At 70.5% G+C, this 16471-nt stretch carries 14 protein-coding genes; 6 read left to right on the forward strand and 8 right to left on the reverse strand.

What is annotated here, in order from left to right:
- The first annotated feature begins 7 nt into the window (after nt 1-7).
- Together BCF44_RS50500 and BCF44_RS50505 are read left to right on the forward strand one after the other, a co-directional pair.
- Complete coding sequence (locus BCF44_RS50500) at nt 8-1840, forward strand: glycoside hydrolase family 9 protein (RefSeq protein WP_116181736.1); 1833 nt, start codon at nt 8-10, stop codon at nt 1838-1840.
- A 241-nt stretch (nt 1841-2081) separates the two neighbouring features.
- Nucleotides 2082-4658, forward strand: coding sequence for an ATP-binding protein (locus BCF44_RS50505; RefSeq protein ID WP_170218187.1), 2577 nt, complete (start codon nt 2082-2084; stop codon nt 4656-4658).
- Nucleotides 4659-4781: 123 nt separating this feature from the next.
- On the opposite strand, the gene BCF44_RS50510 is transcribed toward BCF44_RS50505, so the two are convergent.
- From BCF44_RS50510 to BCF44_RS50525, 4 genes are read right to left on the reverse strand one after another with little or no spacing between them, the layout of a single operon-like run.
- Nucleotides 4782-5495: a DsbA family protein gene (locus BCF44_RS50510; RefSeq protein ID WP_170218188.1), complete on the reverse strand. Its 714-nt coding sequence runs from the start codon at nt 5493-5495 to the stop codon at nt 4782-4784.
- Between the two features lie 52 nt (nt 5496-5547).
- A complete protein-coding gene (locus BCF44_RS59415) occupies nt 5548-6084 on the reverse strand; it encodes a Clp protease N-terminal domain-containing protein (RefSeq protein WP_116181738.1) in 537 nt (178 codons plus the stop codon).
- Nucleotide 6085: 1 nt separating this feature from the next.
- Entirely contained in the window at nt 6086-6328 is a 243-nt protein-coding gene (locus BCF44_RS50520; RefSeq protein WP_116181739.1) for a hypothetical protein, read from the reverse strand.
- A 31-nt stretch (nt 6329-6359) separates the two neighbouring features.
- Complete coding sequence (locus tag BCF44_RS50525; RefSeq protein ID WP_116181740.1) at nt 6360-7238, reverse strand: LysR family transcriptional regulator; 879 nt, start codon at nt 7236-7238, stop codon at nt 6360-6362.
- Nucleotides 7239-7317: 79 nt separating this feature from the next.
- Here BCF44_RS50525 and BCF44_RS50530 point away from each other — a divergent pair, with 79 nt between their 5' ends.
- The gene (locus tag BCF44_RS50530; RefSeq protein ID WP_116181741.1) at nt 7318-7980 is read left to right on the forward strand and encodes an SDR family oxidoreductase; all 663 of its coding nucleotides are present in this window, start codon (nt 7318-7320) and stop codon (nt 7978-7980) included.
- 190 nt (nt 7981-8170) lie between these two features.
- Here BCF44_RS50530 and BCF44_RS50535 read toward each other — a convergent pair whose 3' ends face one another.
- On the reverse strand, nt 8171-10516 hold the full coding sequence (locus BCF44_RS50535) for a glycosyl hydrolase family 95 catalytic domain-containing protein (RefSeq protein WP_116181742.1): 2346 nt from the start codon (nt 10514-10516) through the stop codon (nt 8171-8173).
- Nucleotides 10517-10780: 264 nt separating this feature from the next.
- Between BCF44_RS50535 and BCF44_RS50540 the strand changes: the two genes are divergently transcribed.
- Nucleotides 10781-11575, forward strand: a complete 795-nt coding sequence (locus BCF44_RS50540; RefSeq protein WP_116181743.1) for a hypothetical protein — start codon at nt 10781-10783, stop codon at nt 11573-11575.
- On the opposite strand, the gene BCF44_RS50545 is transcribed toward BCF44_RS50540, so the two are convergent.
- Together BCF44_RS50545 and BCF44_RS50550 are read right to left on the reverse strand one after the other, a co-directional pair.
- On the reverse strand, nt 11572-12513 hold the full coding sequence (locus BCF44_RS50545) for a threonine ammonia-lyase (protein WP_116181744.1): 942 nt from the start codon (nt 12511-12513) through the stop codon (nt 11572-11574). The genes BCF44_RS50540 and BCF44_RS50545 overlap by 4 nt on opposite strands.
- Nucleotides 12500-13174 carry a DJ-1/PfpI family protein gene (locus BCF44_RS50550; protein ID WP_116181785.1) on the reverse strand — a complete coding sequence of 225 codons (675 nt, stop codon included), beginning with the start codon at nt 13172-13174 and terminating at the stop codon, nt 12500-12502. Before BCF44_RS50550 ends, BCF44_RS50545 begins: the two co-directional genes overlap by 14 nt.
- A gap of 70 nt (nt 13175-13244) precedes the next feature.
- On the opposite strand from BCF44_RS50550, the gene BCF44_RS50555 reads away from it, so the two are divergent.
- A complete protein-coding gene (locus BCF44_RS50555) occupies nt 13245-14174 on the forward strand; it encodes a GlxA family transcriptional regulator (protein WP_116181745.1) in 930 nt (309 codons plus the stop codon).
- 34 nt (nt 14175-14208) lie between these two features.
- Nucleotides 14209-14787, forward strand: a complete 579-nt coding sequence (locus BCF44_RS50560; RefSeq protein ID WP_116181746.1) for a hypothetical protein — start codon at nt 14209-14211, stop codon at nt 14785-14787.
- Nucleotides 14788-14799: 12 nt separating this feature from the next.
- Here BCF44_RS50560 and BCF44_RS50565 read toward each other — a convergent pair whose 3' ends face one another.
- Complete coding sequence (locus BCF44_RS50565; protein WP_170218189.1) at nt 14800-15999, reverse strand: LuxR C-terminal-related transcriptional regulator; 1200 nt, start codon at nt 15997-15999, stop codon at nt 14800-14802.
- Between the last annotated feature and the right edge of the window lie 472 nt (nt 16000-16471).

The following is a 16471-nucleotide window of genomic DNA, read 5'->3' on the forward strand; positions in this document are numbered from 1 at the left end:
ACAAATAATGTCTGAGTCCGTTCCGGAGCAGTCACCTTCCCGCCGCCGCTTCCTCCTCGGCACCGCCGCCGTCGCCGGCTCCGCCGCGCTCCCCGCGCCCAGCCCCGCCGGCGGCCCGAAAGTCCTGGTACTGGCCAACAACGTCGGCTACGAGCCGACCGCCGCCAAGCGGGTGGTGATCGCCTCGGCCAAGCCCGGCGGCGCGCCCAAGCCGTACCAGGTGGTCGACAACACCACCGGCCAGGTCGTCTCCCGCGGCCTGGCGCGCTACGTCGGCCCGGTCAAGGACTGGCTCGCCGACCAGGTGCCGGCCGTGCCCAGCTACTACTGGGTCGCCGACCTCGCCTCGGTCACCACGCTCGGCCAGTACGTGGTCACGGTGGACGGCTGGAGCTCGCAGCCGTTCTGGATCGAGCCGAACGTGCTGGAGCGGCGCACGATGTCGCACCTCGTGCACTACTTCAAGGACTCCCGCAGCTCCGGCCAGTACGACAAGGCCGACCGGGCGCTGCCGCTGAAGTCCGGCGGCACCTTCGACGCGCACGGCGGCTGGTACGACGCGGCCGCCGACTGGGGCAAGCACTTCACCCAGTTGTCCAACCTCTCTTACTTCAACACGCTGTCCATCCCGCTCACCGCGTGGGCGCTGGCGGCGTCGCACGACCAGCTGGCCAAGCGCAACAACACCGATCTCGTCGCGGCGCTGGGCTGGATCCAGGACGAGGCGCTGTTCGGCGCGGACTACCTGACCCGCGTGCACGTCAAGGGCGGCTCCTTCTACAGCTCCGTCGGCCAGCCCGAGGCCGACGATCTCGGCGCCGACCCGACCAAGCGCACCCTGAGCACCCGACAGGTGGACTTCCGCGAGGGTGGCGGCCTGGCCATCGCGGCGCTGGCCCGGTCGAGCACGTATCCGGTGTCGGGCGACTACTCGTCGGCCGAATATCTCGCCGCGGCGGAAGACGCCTTCGCTTATCTGCTCGTCAACAACGTGTCACTGCTGAATGACGGTAAGGAAAACATCCTCGACGACTTCAACGCGCTGCTGGCCGCGACGGAGTTGTTCAAGGCGACCAAGAAGGACGCGTATCGCAGCGCCGCCGACGCCCGCGCGGCGAGTTTGTGCGGGCGGCTGGTGTCGTGGCAGGGCTATCGCGACTACTGGCGGGCCGACGACGTCGACCGCCCGTTCTTCCACCCGTCCGACGCCGGGCTGCCGGTGGTCGGCCTGCTGACGTACCTGGACATCGTCACCGACGCGGCGGTGCGGGCCAAGGTGCTCGGCGTCGTGCAGCGAGCCATGCAGTTCGAGCTGACCGTCACCGCCGAGGTGCCCAACCCGTTCGGCTACGCGCGCCAGCTGGTGCAGGACAACAAGGGCACCCGGTACAGCGCGTTCTTCTTCCCGCACAACGTCACCCCGCGCACCGACGACGCCTGGTGGCAGGGCGAGAACGCCCGGCTCGCCTCGCTGGCCTCGGCCGCGCGCCTGGCGGCGACCTTCTTCACCGGCGCTTTCGCCGCTTCGCTGCGGGCATACGCCCAGGACCAGCTGAACTGGATCGTCGGCTCGAACCCGTTCGACGTGTGCATGCTGGAGGGCACGGGCCGGGACCAGCCGCTGTACCTGGAATACGCGGACGGCCAGACCGTCGGCTCGTGGCGGTGGCTGCGCTCGGCCGGCGGCATCGTCAACGGCATCACCGGCAAGTCCGACGACGGCCGCGGCCTCGCGTGGGACCCGGGCGCGGCGTTCACCGGCCCGAACACCGACTGGCGGTGGCTGGAGCAGTGGCTGCCGCACTCCACCTGGTTCCTCTACGCGGCATCGATCGGTTAGGGGGTCCATCGGATAGGACCGACGATCGGTTGAAGGGTAGGGCCGGGCAGCGATGTCCGGCCCTATGTCCTTGTCAGGGCCCTTTTCAGGGGAATTCCTAGTATTCGTTGACACTGTCCGACGGCGGTTGCTTGACTTGGCCCCAGGTGAGGCGGCAAGGAATCGCATTCTTCACATTTGTCACCGGCAGTCGCCCCGCGAATCAATCCCGCGCTGTTCGTCGATCCGACCGGGGGAGATCATGAAGCGGCAGGTGCTGGCCCAGCGGACCCCCGACGACGGCCGGCGGCCGCTGCGGGGCCGCGACGCTCAGCTGGACCAGGTGCTGGACGCGTTGCGGGCGGCCGGCTCGGACGGTTCCCGCCGCACGCTGCTGCTGGCGGCGCCCGTGGGGGCGGGCAAGACGCGGCTGCTGCTGGAGGCCGCTTCGGTCGCCGAGTCCATCGACTTCTCTGTGGTAGACGGCATCGCGGACCTGCCCGTGGTTCGCCAGCCGCACGCCGTCGCTCCCGACGCGACCCGGTTGAGCTGGCTCACCGCGCAGTTCGAGCGGCAGGTGGAGACGCAGCTGCGGCACGGCCCCGTGCTGGTCGTCGTGGACGATCTGCACTGGGCGGACCCGCTGACCGTGACGGCCTTGCGCAGTCTCATGACCCGGCTGGACGACAACCCGGTCGTGTGGATCTTCGCCATGCGGGCCGAGGACCTGGACTCCCCCAACGGCTTGCTGCTCGACGCGATGGCGACCGGGCCCCGCACGGAGTGGCTGCGGGAGCTCGAACCGCTGCGGGATGACGCCGTGACCGATGTGGTCACGGACCTGTTGGACGCGACGCCGGACGCAGATGTCGCTTCGCTGTGCGAATGCATGGGCGGTAACCCGCGGGCAATCGTCGACCTGGTCCGCGGTCTACAGGCGGACGAGGCGCTGCGGATCGGCGGCGGCATCGTGCGGCTGGCCGACGGCCCGCTGCCGTCCAGCCTGGTGTCGACCGTGGCCATCGACACGGATTCCGGCCTGCCGCGACGCTTCCGGACAGCCGTTCGGGAGTTGCTCGACCGGCTCGACCCGTCGACAAGACAGGTGCTTCAAGTGGCGGCCGTGCTGGGGCGGTCGTTCAGTCCTCAGGACCTCGCCGCCATGCTGTCCACGCCGCCGGCGACGCTGCTGAAGCCGTTGCAGGAGGCTGCCGGATTCGTCGGCTGCCTTTCGGACGCCTTCGAGTTCCGGCGGGAGCCGGTGTGGCGGGCGGTGCTCGACACCGTGCCGCCGTTGATGCGTTCCCTGCTGCACAAGCAAGCTGCCGAACTGTCCTCCTCGGACGTTGCCGCCGTGCATTTGTTGCACTGCGGGCCGGCCAGCGACGAGCGGTCCATCTTCGCCATTCGCGCCGCCGCCGACCGGCTGCTCGGCCACTCCCCCGAGACCGCCGCCGCGCTGGCCGTCCGCGGTCTCGAGGTCGCCGATCAGGACCTGCCCTCGCGCGACGAACTCGCCCGCACGGCCGTCGCCGCGCTGACCCGCTCCGGATCGTTGGACCGGGCCGTGAGCCTGGCCCGGCCGGGGCAGGATCTGGCGGTTGCGTTGCTGCTCAAGGGAGAGGTGGCGCGGGCCGCGCGGATCGGCGCCGGGCAGGTGCGGCTCGCCGCGCTGGCGTACGGGAATCCCGCCGCGGCGGAGAAGGTCGCCGGCGGGTGGGACGGCGTGTCGCTGACCGTGCGGGCAATGGGGATGTGGCGGCGAGGACGGGTCGAGGACGCCCTTGCCACAGCGCAGAAGGCGGGCACGCAGGAGTCCCCGTGGTACTTCGATCCACAGTGGACGCATGCCTGGATGCAGATCCGGTTGCGGCGGCTGGCCGAGGCGTCGGCGACGATTCGCGCCGTCGAGGACCGCGCCGACAGCGCCAAGGTGCTCGGCAGCGTGCCGCTCGCGCTGCGGTCGTGGGCGTCGTTCGCCCAGGGCAACATCGCCGAGGCGGAGTCCGAGGCGCTCGCCGGTGTGTCGGTCGCCGCCGACACGCAGATGCCTCTGTACGAACCGCATCTGCGGGCCGTGCTGGTGTTGACCGCGCTGCGGCGCGGCGACGTCGCCACCGCAGCCGACCGGTTGCAGTCGTTCGAGGGGCTGCCGTGGTCGTCGCTGCGGACCTGGGTCACCGCGCAGATCGCCGCCGCGCGTAGCGGCCCCGAGGCCGCCCTGGCCGTGCTGGCCGAGGTTCGCACCGATTCCGCCCGCCGGCGTGAGCTGCTATTGGAGGATCCCGCCGTCGCCGCGTGGTGTGTGCGCACCGCGATCGCCGCCGACGACGAGGCCTTCGCCCGCACGCTGCTTGCCTCCGCCGAGGAGCTCGGCATCGGCGCGCACGCCCGGGCCCTGTACTTCCGGGACGTGATGACGCTCGTCGCCGCCACCGAGCAGTACGAGGACCGGTGGGCCCGCGCGTCCGCCACCGAGGACCTCGGCGCGTTGCTCCGCGACTACGACCGTGACGAGGCCGTGTCCGCGTTGGACCGGGCCATGGAGTTCTACGATTCCCTCGGCGCCGCTTGGGATTCCGCCCGGGTGCGCAGCCGCCTGCGCCGGCTCGGCGTGCGGCGCCGGCACTGGCACCAGGCGCCGCGGCCGGCGACCGGCTGGGGTTCGCTCACCGGCACCGAGGAGAAGGTGGCGCGGCTGGTCGCCCACGGGCTGACCAACCGCCAGGTCGCCACCGAACTGTTCGTCTCCCCCCACACCGTCGGCTTCCACCTCCGCCAGATCTACCGCAAACTGGCCATCCAGTCCCGCGTAGACCTGGCCCGCATAGCCCCCTGACCCACCCCCGCGAGTCGCGCCCAGCACCAGACCGAATGTCGGTTTCGTGCAGAACGGAGACCCGAGGCTCGTTTCTGCCTGAAACCGACATTCGGTGTGTCTGTGAGCGTGACTCGCGGGGGTTCAGGCGGCGCCGGTGAGGTGGGTGAGCCAGTCGGACTTGCTGATGTCGACCTGGTTGTCGCCGGACAGCACCGTCGGCGTGCCCTTGAAGTTGACGGAGTTCTGGGCGGCGTCGGTCTGCGACTTGATCTCGCTGTCGAAGGTGCCGGCCTTGACCTCGTCGGCGAACTGCCCGCCGGTGATGCCAGCCTTGCGGCCGATGTCCACGAGCTGGTCGTTGGTGTAGCCGGCCTGTCCCTCGGTCGGCTGCTGGGCGTAGAGGGCCTCGTGGAACTCGGCGAACCGGCCGGCCTTGGCCGCCGCGAGGGCGGCGTTGGCGGCCCGCAGCGAGTAGCCGGCGGGCGTGGTCTCGTTGTCCAGGAGGTCCAGCAGGTGGTAGTTGACGCGCAGCGAGCCGTCGGCGATCGCCTTGGTGACGGCTTTTCCGTACGGGATCTCCAGGTTGTGCTCGCAGTACGGGCAGAGGAAGTCCTCGTACACGTCCAGCGTGACCTTGGCGCTCGCGCTGCCGGCGACCACGGTGCCGTCGGACCGCACGGTGGTGGCGTAGGTGCCGCCGGCCTGCGGTTTGTCGGCCAGGGCGCGGGTGTAGACCACGCCCCCGATCACGGCGGCGGCGATGACCGCCACCGCCACCACGAAGATCAGGTTCCGCCGGCCGTTGGCGGTGCCGCGCGCCGCCGCCACGGCGTTCCTGGTTCTGGTTGCGCCCACCGGAACACACCTCCCTGTCCGCCCACCACGACGGACGGGAGCCCGGATCGGTTCATTCGCCGAGGCGCGCCAGCACCGCGGGCTTGATCGAATCGACGTCGACGTCGAGATTGCGCAGCACGGTGAGCGCGACGCCCTGCCCCTCGGCGAGCATGCCGAGCAGGATGTGCTCGGTGCCGATGGTCGCGCTGCCCAGCTCGACCGAGGACCGCAGGGTGTATTCCAGCACCTTCTTGGCCCGGGGCGAGAACGGCGGCCGCGGGAAGTGGAACTTGCCCGGTCCGAACGTTTCGTCCGCCCTGCGCCGGATCTCCTCGACGTCGACGCCGATGGACGCCAGCGCCTCGGTCGCCGCCTGCGGACTCGCCGGCCGCACGCCGCTGTCGGCCAGCACTCTGGCGATCTCGTCGCGCAGGGACTGGGTGGTGACTCCCTTGTCGTGCAGCACTTCCCCGGCGACGGTGTCGCGCACGCCGGCCAGCCCGACCAGCACGTGCTCGGTGCCGATGAAGTCGTGCCCCTGCCGCATCGACTCGTCCTGGGCCAGCACGAGCACCCGCTTGGCGCGGTCGGTGAACTTCTCGAACACGTCAGGCCTCCTTGTTCGCTGCCTTGCGGCGGTTGGCGTGCTTCTCGTGCACGGACTGACGGCTCACGGCCAGCGCGGTGGCGATGTCCTGCCACGACCAGCCCTGCTCACGGGCGTTGTCCACGTGCAGCCGCTCGAGCTCCTCGAGGAGCCGGCGCAGCGCCACGACGGCCCGCAGCCCGACGGCGGGGTCCTTGTTGGTGATCTGCCCGGCCAGCTCGGCCGGCGTGTCCCGATCGGTCATGGTTGTCAGGCTAACCTGACACGGGTCGTTGTCAAGACACCCTGACACCGCGGCCGATGACGGCGGTTTCGAAGCGGCGGGCGACGACGTCGGAGGGATTGGCGACCAGGCAGACGACATCCCGACCGAGCGGCGGATCCATCGGCACGGCCACGCCGGCGAAGCGGCCGTGGATCGCCGAGCGCGGCACGATGGCGACGCCGACCCCGGCGGCGGCCAGCTGCGCGGCGGTGACGGCCTGCCGGGTGCGCATCGCGACCGTCAGGACCACACCGTGGTGCGCCGCAACGGAATCCAGCCAGGCGGCGAGGCCGTTCTCGGGGTCGTAGTGCACGATCGGCTCGTTCTCGAGCTCCACGAACGTGATCGCCGGCCGGTCGGCGAGGGGATGCCCCTGGGGCAGCACGACCACCACCTCCTCGTAGCCGATCAGTCCACTGTGGCCTGTCCAGCGGGTCGGCCGCGGTCCGACGGCGAGGTCGGCCTGGCCGGATTCCAGCTGCCGCACAAGGGCGTCCGCCCTCGTCTCCTCGACCAGGGCGATGCGGATGTCCGGGTGACGACGACGCCACTGGCGCAGCACCGGGGCCAGCAGGCTCGCGGTCATGCTTTCGGCGCAGGCGATGCGGAGTTGACCGGCCCCGCCCCTGGCGACGGCACGACCGGTTTCGACGACCCGCTCCCCGGCGGCGAGCGCCACCCGGGCGTCCGCCTCGATCGCGCGACCGGCGACGGTGGCGCGGACTCCCCTCGGCAACCGCTCGACCACCGCGACGCCGAGTTCCTTCTCCAGGGCGGCGAGCTGGTGCGACAGGGCCGGCTGGGACATGTGCAGCGCGGTGGCGGCGTCGGTGATCGAGCCGGCGTCGAGGACGGCGACGAGGCATTCCAGGGCGCGGAGCGTAGGCATTCGGAAAGTCTATGGCGATCGTCGAAAACCTTCATGCTTTGACGGGATTTGTGCCGCTACCTGCTGCGTTGTCAGGGGCATGGACCTCACTGACAAGAAGGTAGTGATCATCGGCGGCGGCTCGGGCATCGGCGCGCGGCTCGCCGCCGACCTGACGGCGGCCGGCGCGAAGGTGATCGTCGCCGGGCGCACGACGTCGCCGGCCGTGGACCTGACCGACGAGGACTCGATCCGGCGGCTGGCCGAGGAGGTGGGAGAGGCGGACCACCTGGTGTCGCTGGCCTCCGCGCCGGCCAACGGGCCGGTGGCGGAGCTGGACCGGGACGCCGTGCACACCGCGTTCGACGCGAAGGTGATCGGCCCCATCCTGCTGGCCAAGCACTTCACCGGCCGGATCCGGCCCGGCGGCTCGATCCTGCTGTTCTCCGGCTTCATCGGCTGGCGACCGAGCCCGGCGCGGGTGGTGATGGCCACCACCAACGTCGCGGTGGCCGCCCTGGCCGAGGCGCTGGCGGTCGAACTCGCGCCGGTGCGGGTGAACGCCGTGTCGCCGGGGATCATCGACTCCGGCGTGTGGGACGGCCCCGGCAAACAGGCCCTGTTCGAAGGGGTGGCCGCGAAGAACCCCGCCCGCCGCGTCGGTCAGCCCTCCGACGTCTCCGCCGCCGCCCTCCTCGCCCTCACCAACCCCTTCCTCACCGGCGCCACCCTCCACATCGACGGCGGTGCCCGCCTCGCCTGACAACCCCGGCGAGTCGCGCTCACAGGCACCCCGAAATGCGGTTTCAGGCAGAAACGAGCCGCGGGTCTCAGATCTGTGCGAAACCCGCATTTCCACGAAACCGCATTTCGGTGTGCCGCTGGGCGAGACTCGCCGGGGCGTTGTGTCTGAGACTTACATTCGGTGTGCCCCAGAGCGCGACTCGCGGGGGTTAGACGACCTTTTGGGAGGTGTTGGCGGGGATGGTGACGGTGCGTTGGCCGGCGGGGGTGCGGATCACCGCGGTGGTGCCGCCGGTGCTGTGCAGGGTCAGGGACGTGACCTTTCCGTTGCGCCACTCCAGGTCGACGGTGAAGCCGGCGCGGACGCCGACGCCGGTGACGCTGCCTCCCGGGGCCCACGCGGCCGGCAGCGCCGGCAGCAGGTCGATCAGGCCGGGCTTGGACTGCACGATCATCTCCAGCATGGCGGTCGGCGCGCCGAAGTTGGCGTCGATCTGGAAGATCGTCCGGTCGCCGAAGCTGTACATGTCGAACAGGTTGGCCGCGCTGCCGTTGCCGAAGTTGACCGACGGGGTCAGCACGGCCAGCAGCATCCGGTAGGCGTTCTCGCCGTCCCGCAGGTGCGCCCAGCACGCGGACCGCCAGGCGCAGCCCCAGCCGAAGCTCCGGAAACCCCGCGCGGTCAGCAGGTTCCGGACGCCGTCGACGAGTTCCTTGGGGCTGGTGTCGACCCGGATCCGGTCGCCGGGGAAGAACCCGATCAGCGGCGACAGGTGCCGGTGGGTGGTCTCGCCGAGGTTGTCCGGCGACATCCACTCCTCCAGCCAGCCGCTCTTGGGGCTGACGACCGGCAGGTACAGCCTGTCCCGCATGGCGGTGATCGCCCTGCCGTAGTCCTGGTCCTGCCCCAGCACGTCGGTCGCGGTGCGGTAGTGGGTGAACAGGTCCCACACCAGTTCCTGCGAGTACGTGTTGCCGATGCCGTCCTGCGGCCCGTGCTCGGGCGACCAGTCGTGGTCGTCGTAGAGCTTGCCGTCCCTCTCGATCAGGCGCGCCTCCCAGAACCGCACGGCGCCCTTGAGCAGCGGGTAGATCTTCGTCAGGTACGCCTTGTCCGGCGCGAACTCGTAGTGCTGCCACAGGTTGTTGCACAGCCAGGCGTTGCCAGAGGGGTGCCACCACCAGCCGCTGCCGCCGTAGGGGTTGGTGGAGAAGGCGACGGCCCAGCCGGCGATCTTGCCGCTGCTGTTGCGGAAACGGTTGCGGCTGTCGTTGAAGCCCTTCTGCGTGGTGGCGGTCCACGACGACAGCTGGGACACGCAGTAGTCCGCGAAGGCGTCGAAGCACTTGGACAGGCCGGCCCGGTCGGGCAGCCAGTAGTTCATCTGGACGTTGATGTCGGTGTGGTAGTCGGAATACCAGTCCGGGTTGTTGTTCGACACCCACAGGCCCTGGAGGTTCAGCGGCAGGCTGTCGCGGGAGCCGCAGATCACCAGGTACCGCCCGAACTGGAGGTACGAGGCCTCCAGCTCCGGGTCGGGATCGGCGTGCGGGGCGGCGCGGTCCCACAGCCGGCCCCAGGTGTCCTTGGACCGCTGCTTGGCCGACGACCGTCCCAGGTCGACGGTCATTCGGTTGTACAACGCCTGGTAGTCGGCGACATGCGTCGTCAGCAGCGTGTCGCCGGCGACGCCGACGGCCTTGGCTGCCTTCTGCCGTGCGACGGCCAGCGGGTCGACGGCGGCGTCCTTGAAGGCCGTCGCCGGCGTGGCGGCGTAGTTGGTGCCGCCGCAGACGACGATCAGCACCTCGCCGCACCCCGCGAAGGCAACCTTGTTTCCCTGCACGGAAACGCTGCCGCCCTTGGACTTCGCCGTGACGACGGTGGCGTACTTGAGGCCGTTGCCGAGCGTGCCGGCGAAGGAGATGTCGCTGCCGCCGGTGGTGGTCTCGCCGTGCGTGCCGGCCAGCGACACGGAACCGGTGTAGCTGCCGCCGCCCGACTGCGTCAGCCGGATCACCAGCACGTCGTCGGGGTGGCTGCTGTACACCTCCCGGCGGTAGTGCACGCCCTTGTACGTGTAGCTCGCGGCCACCACGCCGTTGCTGAGGTCGAGCCGCCGCTGGTAGTTCTGCACGCCGGCCAACGCGTGTGCCGGCACGTCCACGCCGACCCTGGCCAGCTGGCCATAGCTGCCGAAGTGGACATTGTCGTAGCGGAACTGCCCGTCGTCCTGGATCTCGTCGTTGACGTCGCCGGTCCACAGCGTGATGTCCGTGACGTACACGAAGTCGCTGCCCGGATCGCCGCCGACCAGGCCGCCGAGCCGCCCGTTGCCGACGGGCAGGCCCTGCTCGATGATCCGACCTTCGTCGGCCGGCGCCGGGTACCAGAGCACGGTGGCGCTGCCGTCGGGCACCACCGCGGCGTCGGCGGGCCGTACCGGGTCGGCCTGCGCCGCGAACGGTCGCAGGCCGGTTATCGCAGCTGCGACGCCCAATGCGCCGCCGAGGCGGAACGCGTCTCGTCGGGTGTGGCCAGCTGACTCGGTCATCGTCGACCTCCATTTGGCGAAACGGTGGCGCCTCGTACCCTGACCAAACATCCGATGAATGTCAATAATCACTAATAAATCCGGCCGCCGTCGTCCCATCAGGCAGGCCCGAACGGTCAGTCGGCCGCCGACCGGGGTAAACCGCCGCCGTTCGGCGTAGCGTCGGCCAGGCGGGCACCCGGCCACCGCGCCGGGTCGGGTGCCCCCAACAACTGCACCTAGGGACATTGTGGACGGCGCGAACCCGTCGCGATACTCGCCCGCATGTCCCTGAAGTCCTTGGCCCACAAGTTTTTCGTCGCCGTGGCGGCGTTCGCGCTGATCGCCGTGGTCACGCCGGCGGCCCAGGCGTCGGTGCCCACCATCGACGGCAGCTACGCCTTCGACGGCAACGGCTGGGCCGGCACGCTGCTGGTGACCAACTCCGCCTCCGGCGCGCCCGCGATCACCATGCACTACAACGAACTCGGCCGCGACGAGCAGCTCGCCGGCAACTGGTCGGCCGCGACCCACACGCTCTGGATCTACCGCCCGCTGCCGTGGAACAACAGCCAGACCTACCTGCTCTACCTCGGCGACCACAAGCCGAACTCCCCGGTGTTCGGCGGCTACTTCACCCAGTCCGACGTGCCGGGCATGCACTACGGCGTGTACGCCAAGGACTATCTGCCGCTGGGCGCCGCGCGCCCAGCGAACGCCCTGCGCCCCAACGACTCCCTGCCGGACACGCTGCCCGGCTACTACGGCTTCAACGGCAACGGCTGGACCGGCACCATGACCGTGCAGTTCACCGACTGCCGGGTCCCGGAGATCGAGCTGCGCTACGACGAGCTCGGCCGCACCGAGCCGATCGCCCAGCGCACCTGGGATCCCGCCACCAACACGCTGACCTTCGTGCGGCCGCTGAGCTTCGGCGGCGTCACGCAGACGTACACGATGTACTTCGCCAACCGCCTCCAGAGCACGCAGATGTTCGGCGGCTACTTCACCGAGTCGGACGTGCCGAACCAGCGCTTCGCCGCCTTCGCCTGGCTGATGCCCGGCGGGGTCGGCTGCTAGGCGAGCAGCTCCGCGAACCGCTCGGGGCCGATGTTGCCGCCTGAGAGGATCACACCGACCCGGCCGTCGAAGTCGCCCCGCAGCACGGCCGCCAGCGACGTCGCGCCGCTGGGCTCCAGCACGATCTTCAACCGCTCGAAGGCGAACCGCATGGCCGCGCGGATCTCGTCGTCGGTGACCAGCGTGACGTCGTCGACCAGCCGCTGGTTCACCGAGAAGGTCAGCTCGCCGGGCGTCTCGGCGGCCTGCCCGTCGGCGATGGTCCGGGGCACCGGGATGGCCACCCGGTGCCCCGCGGCCAGCGAGAGCTTGGTGTCGTTGCCGAATTCCGGCTCCACGCCGACCACCCGGATCCGCCGGTCCAGCCCCTTGGCCGCCGTGGCGCTGCCGGCGATCAGCCCGCCGCCGCCGATCGGCACGACCAGGGTGTCCACCGCGCCGACCTCCTCGATCAGCTCCAGCGCGGCGGTGCCCTGCCCGGCCATCACGTGCGGATGCTCGTACGGCGGGATCAGCGCCAGGCCCCGGTCCTCGGCCAGCGCGTTGCCGATGGCGACCCGGTCGCCGGTGTACCGGTCGTAGGTGACGATCTCCGCGCCGTAGCCCCGCACGGCGTCCACTTTGGACTGCGGCGTGTCCGCCGGCATCAGGACCACCGCGCTACTGCCGAATTCGCTCGCCGCCAGCGCCACCGCCTGGGCGTGGTTGCCCGACGAGTACGCGGCGATACCCCGTTTCAGCTGCTCCGGCGACAGCCGCGACACCGCGTTGTACGCCCCGCGGATCTTGAACGCCCCGATGCGCTGGAAGTTCTCGCACTTGAGGAAGACCTCGGCGCCGGCCCGCCCGTCCAGCGTGCGGGAGCGGTGCACCGGCGTGCGGTGCGCGACGCCCCTGAGCCGGGCGGCCGCGTCCTGGACGTCGTCAAGGGTGAGCATGCCCCGACACTATCCGGCGAATCGTCGTCAGCCGGCGACGCGTGACCGCCGCCATATCCGCCCGCGCCGCCTCGAGCACCACCGCCGGCGCGGTTTCCGGTGTGCCGGCGTCGAACGGCGGCTCCGGCGCGTACTGCATGTGCAGCTGAATTCCTTGCGCCACCTCGTCTCCGTGCAACCTCGCGGCGAGCGTCAGGGCCGCGTCGATGCCGGCCGTCACCCCGGCGGCGAAGACCCAGTCGCCGTCCACCACGACCCGCTGGTCGACGACTTCCGCGCCGAGTTCCGGCAACAGGTGCACGGACGCCCAGTGTGTGGTGGCGCGGCGGCCGGTCAACAGGCCGGCGGCGCCCAGCAGCAGCGCGCCGGTGCACACCGACAACACCACGTTCCCCGACTGCTTCCGCAGCCAGGCAAGGACTTCCTCGTTCTCCATGAGCACGTCCACGCCCTGCCCGCCGGGCACGTGCAGGACGTCCAGCGGCGGCGCGTCGGCGATGGCCGCGTCCGGCACGATCGTCAGGCCCCGAATGTCCCGCACCGGCGCGCCGGTCACGCCGTAGACGCGGTACGAGGAGCCCGGCAGGCGGGAGAGCACCTCGAACGGGCCGGTGAAGTCGATCTGGTCCATGTCGTCGAAGATCAGCGAGCCGATGTCCATGCGTCGATCCTGCGGCGGCTCGCCGCCGGACACGAGTGGCAGGACTGCCCCACTTCGCTAGGATCCTGCCATGCACCGGATCGTCGTGCTGGCCCTGCCGGACGTGGTCGCCTTCGACCTGTCCGTGCCGGCGCAGGTCTTCGGGCACCGCGACGAGCGGGACCGCTACGACTTCGCGGTCTGCTCGCTGCGGGCCGGCCCGGTGCCCACGACCACCGGCTTCGCCATCGAGGCCACCGCCGGCATCGAGGCCGTGACCAGCGCGGACACCGTCATCGTGCCGGGTTTCTTCCCGCTGGACGCGCCGCCGGAGCCGGTGCTCGACGCCCTGCGGAACACCACCGCCCGGATGGTCTCGGTCTGCACGGGAGCGTTCGCGCTGGCCGCCGCCGGCCTGCTCGACGGCCGCGCGGCGACCACCCACTGGCGGGACGCCGGCGACCTGGCGGCCCGGTTCCCGAAGATCGACGTCCGCCCGGACGTGCTGTACATCGACGGCGGCGAGGTGCTGACCAGCGCCGGCGTCGCCGCCTCGATCGACCTCTGCCTGCACCTGTTCCGCACCGATCACGGCGCAGCGGCGGCCGCCCGCGTGGCCCGCCGCATGGTGGTCGCCCCGCACCGCTCCGGCGGACAGGCGCAGTTCGTGGACCGGCCCCTGCCGGACGGGAACGGCCTCGCGCAGACCTGTTCGTGGATCCTGGATCGACTCGGCGAACCGACCACTGTGGACGAGATGGCCCGTCATGCCGGATACGCGCCGAGGACTTTCGCCCGCCACTTCCGCGCCGAGACCGGCATGACGCCGCTGCGCTGGCTCACCGCGCAACGCCTGCTGGAGGCCCGCCGGCTGTTGGAGGCGACCGAACTCGGCATCGACGAGGTGGCCCGCCGCTGCGGCCTCGGCACCGCCGCCAACCTGCGGCTGCACCTGGCGCGCGAGGCCGCGACCACGCCGTCCGCGTACCGCACGGCTTTTCGCGGCAGCACAATTCGCTGACAGGTTCCTCACAATCGCCTGCCATCGTGGCGGCATGAGGTTCACGCTCTACGCCGGCGCGGCGCTGGCCCTGGCGACCCTGACCGCATGCGGGACACAGGTCCCGCCGCCACAGGTCGCGTCGCTGGCCACGCCCAACGCCACCGCGACCGCCGCACCGTCCACTTCGGACGACTCAAAACGGCCGCAGCTGCGGCTGGACAGCTCGGACGCGGACGTCGACGCCGCCTGGGCGGGCTACAAGGCCTGTCTGAAAGCCAACGGGCACAAGATGTTGACCGGCCGCGGCGACGAGCATGCCGGGCCCGCCGGCGCCCCCGGCGAGACGCCGGACATGAACGACGACAGCCCGCAGTCCGTCGCCGCGCGCAAGGCGTGCACGGACAAGCTCCCGTTGCAGCCGCCCGAGCTGGACCAGTCGCGCAATCCGCACTACCTCGACCAGTACCACGCGTACCTGACCTGCCTGACCACCCACGACCTCGCGGTGCACGCCACCGATCCCTTCGGCTCCGGCTGGACGTATGACGACGGCGTGACGCAGAAGCTGACCTCGTCGCAGCAGACCGAGGTCGACCACGACTGCCGGCTCGCGTCGTTCAAACTGGGCTAGAGCTGGTCCGACCTAGATCTGGGTGCCGCCGACGCCGTCGGAGTCCTCCAGCAGCCCGAGGTCCTGCGCGGCGGCCAGCGCCGCGGCCTTGCTGTGCACGCCGAGCTTGCGGAACAGGCTGCTCTGGAGGTTCTCCACGGTGCGCACGGAGATGCCCAGCAGCCGCGCGGTCTGCTTGGCGGAGTGGCCGCGGCCGATGGACGCGATGATCTCCTGTTCCCGGCGCGTCAACGAGAGCTGCCAGCGCCACCACGTCCGGTCCGCGCCGCGCCCGCTGCCGAGCATCGTCCGGGAGTGCGCCGCGTCGACCATCAGGTAGCCCTCGCTGGCCGCGCGCACAGCCGGCACGATCAGGCCGTCGACGCGGGCGGCGGGCAGCACCGCGACGCCCGCGGAAAGCGCTTCCAGAGCGTGTTGCTGGGGCAGTTGTCTGGTAGCGACAATGACCGGGACCGACCGGCTGACCACAACCGCTTGCCAGTCCTCGGGTTCCGGATCGATCAGGACCTTCGCGGCGCCGGGCTCGTCCTCCCCGACCACCGGGATCTCGTGCTCGTCGAGGATCCTTCGCACCCGGTCCGCGACCAGGCAGCCGTCGGTCCGGGCGGTCACGCAGACCCGCACCAGGTCCCGCCGCCCGCCGCGGTCCTGCCGCGGCAACTCGATCACCGATGCCATGAGCCCCAGTCGGTTCGCGCTGGCCGCGGCGTGAGCCTGGTTGTGCACGTCCAGTTTCGCGAAGATCCGTTGCTTGTGGTGTTCCACGGTGTGCAGGCTGATGCCCAGCTCGTAGGCCACCTGGCGGGGCGCGTAGCCGGCGCTGATCAGGTACAGCACCTCGAGTTCCCGGGTCGTGAGGGCCTGTCTGGTTCCCTTGTCCAGCCGGGTGATCTCCACCGCCGCGGACGGCACCTTGATCGCCGCGACCAGCGCCTCCAGGCCGCGGGCGTAGGACACCAGCGCGCTGATTCCCGCCTCGTAGGCCCGTATCACGTACGCCGCGGGCAGCACCTCGTGCACGCCGACCATGCGCAACCGGCGGCCGGGCTCCAGCAGCAGCGACACCAGCCGCTCGTTGCTCCAGCGGGGGGTGTCCGCCTCGAACACGGCCACCTCGGGCCGGCACAGGTGACACAGTTGCACCAATTCCGGGGCCGACGCCACGGTGCCCGCCAGGCTGATGCCCGGCTCCCGCGTCAGGTGCGTCGCCATCAGTTCCCTGACCAGCCGGTTCTGATGCTGAAGGACGACATTCACCTGAGGATGTGCAAGCATTGCCGATTCTCCCTCCGCCGTCCCCGACGAGGTATCCGCAGAAAACACCCACGATGTTGGCCGGTCAATACGACCAAAAGCACCATGCGTCGCTGACGTCCAGCCCAGCGACGACCACAGGCCGACCGGTTCCGGTCAGCAAATGAAATCGATTGCACGGTGCACCTTCGCCATGGTTCCTCCAGAATCACCAGGAAAGGGGATGCATCACGTGGACGTTGGTGGCGGTCAACGAGAACCCACTCGACGGCGGCCGAGTATGGCAGTGGTGCGTGCAGCCGGCAACAATTACCACTGCGATTACCTAGGTGTTCGTTCACCGTGGTGGCCGGCATTCGCCGACGCCATCCGTCGACCGGGTGATGCCACGGGGTCGAACGGCCGAGCTGGAACTCCGTGGCGTCAACCG

It is taken from the genome of Kutzneria buriramensis (genome assembly GCF_003387475.1).
In the GTDB taxonomy this organism is placed as follows: Bacteria; Actinomycetota; Actinomycetes; order Mycobacteriales; family Pseudonocardiaceae; genus Kutzneria; species Kutzneria buriramensis.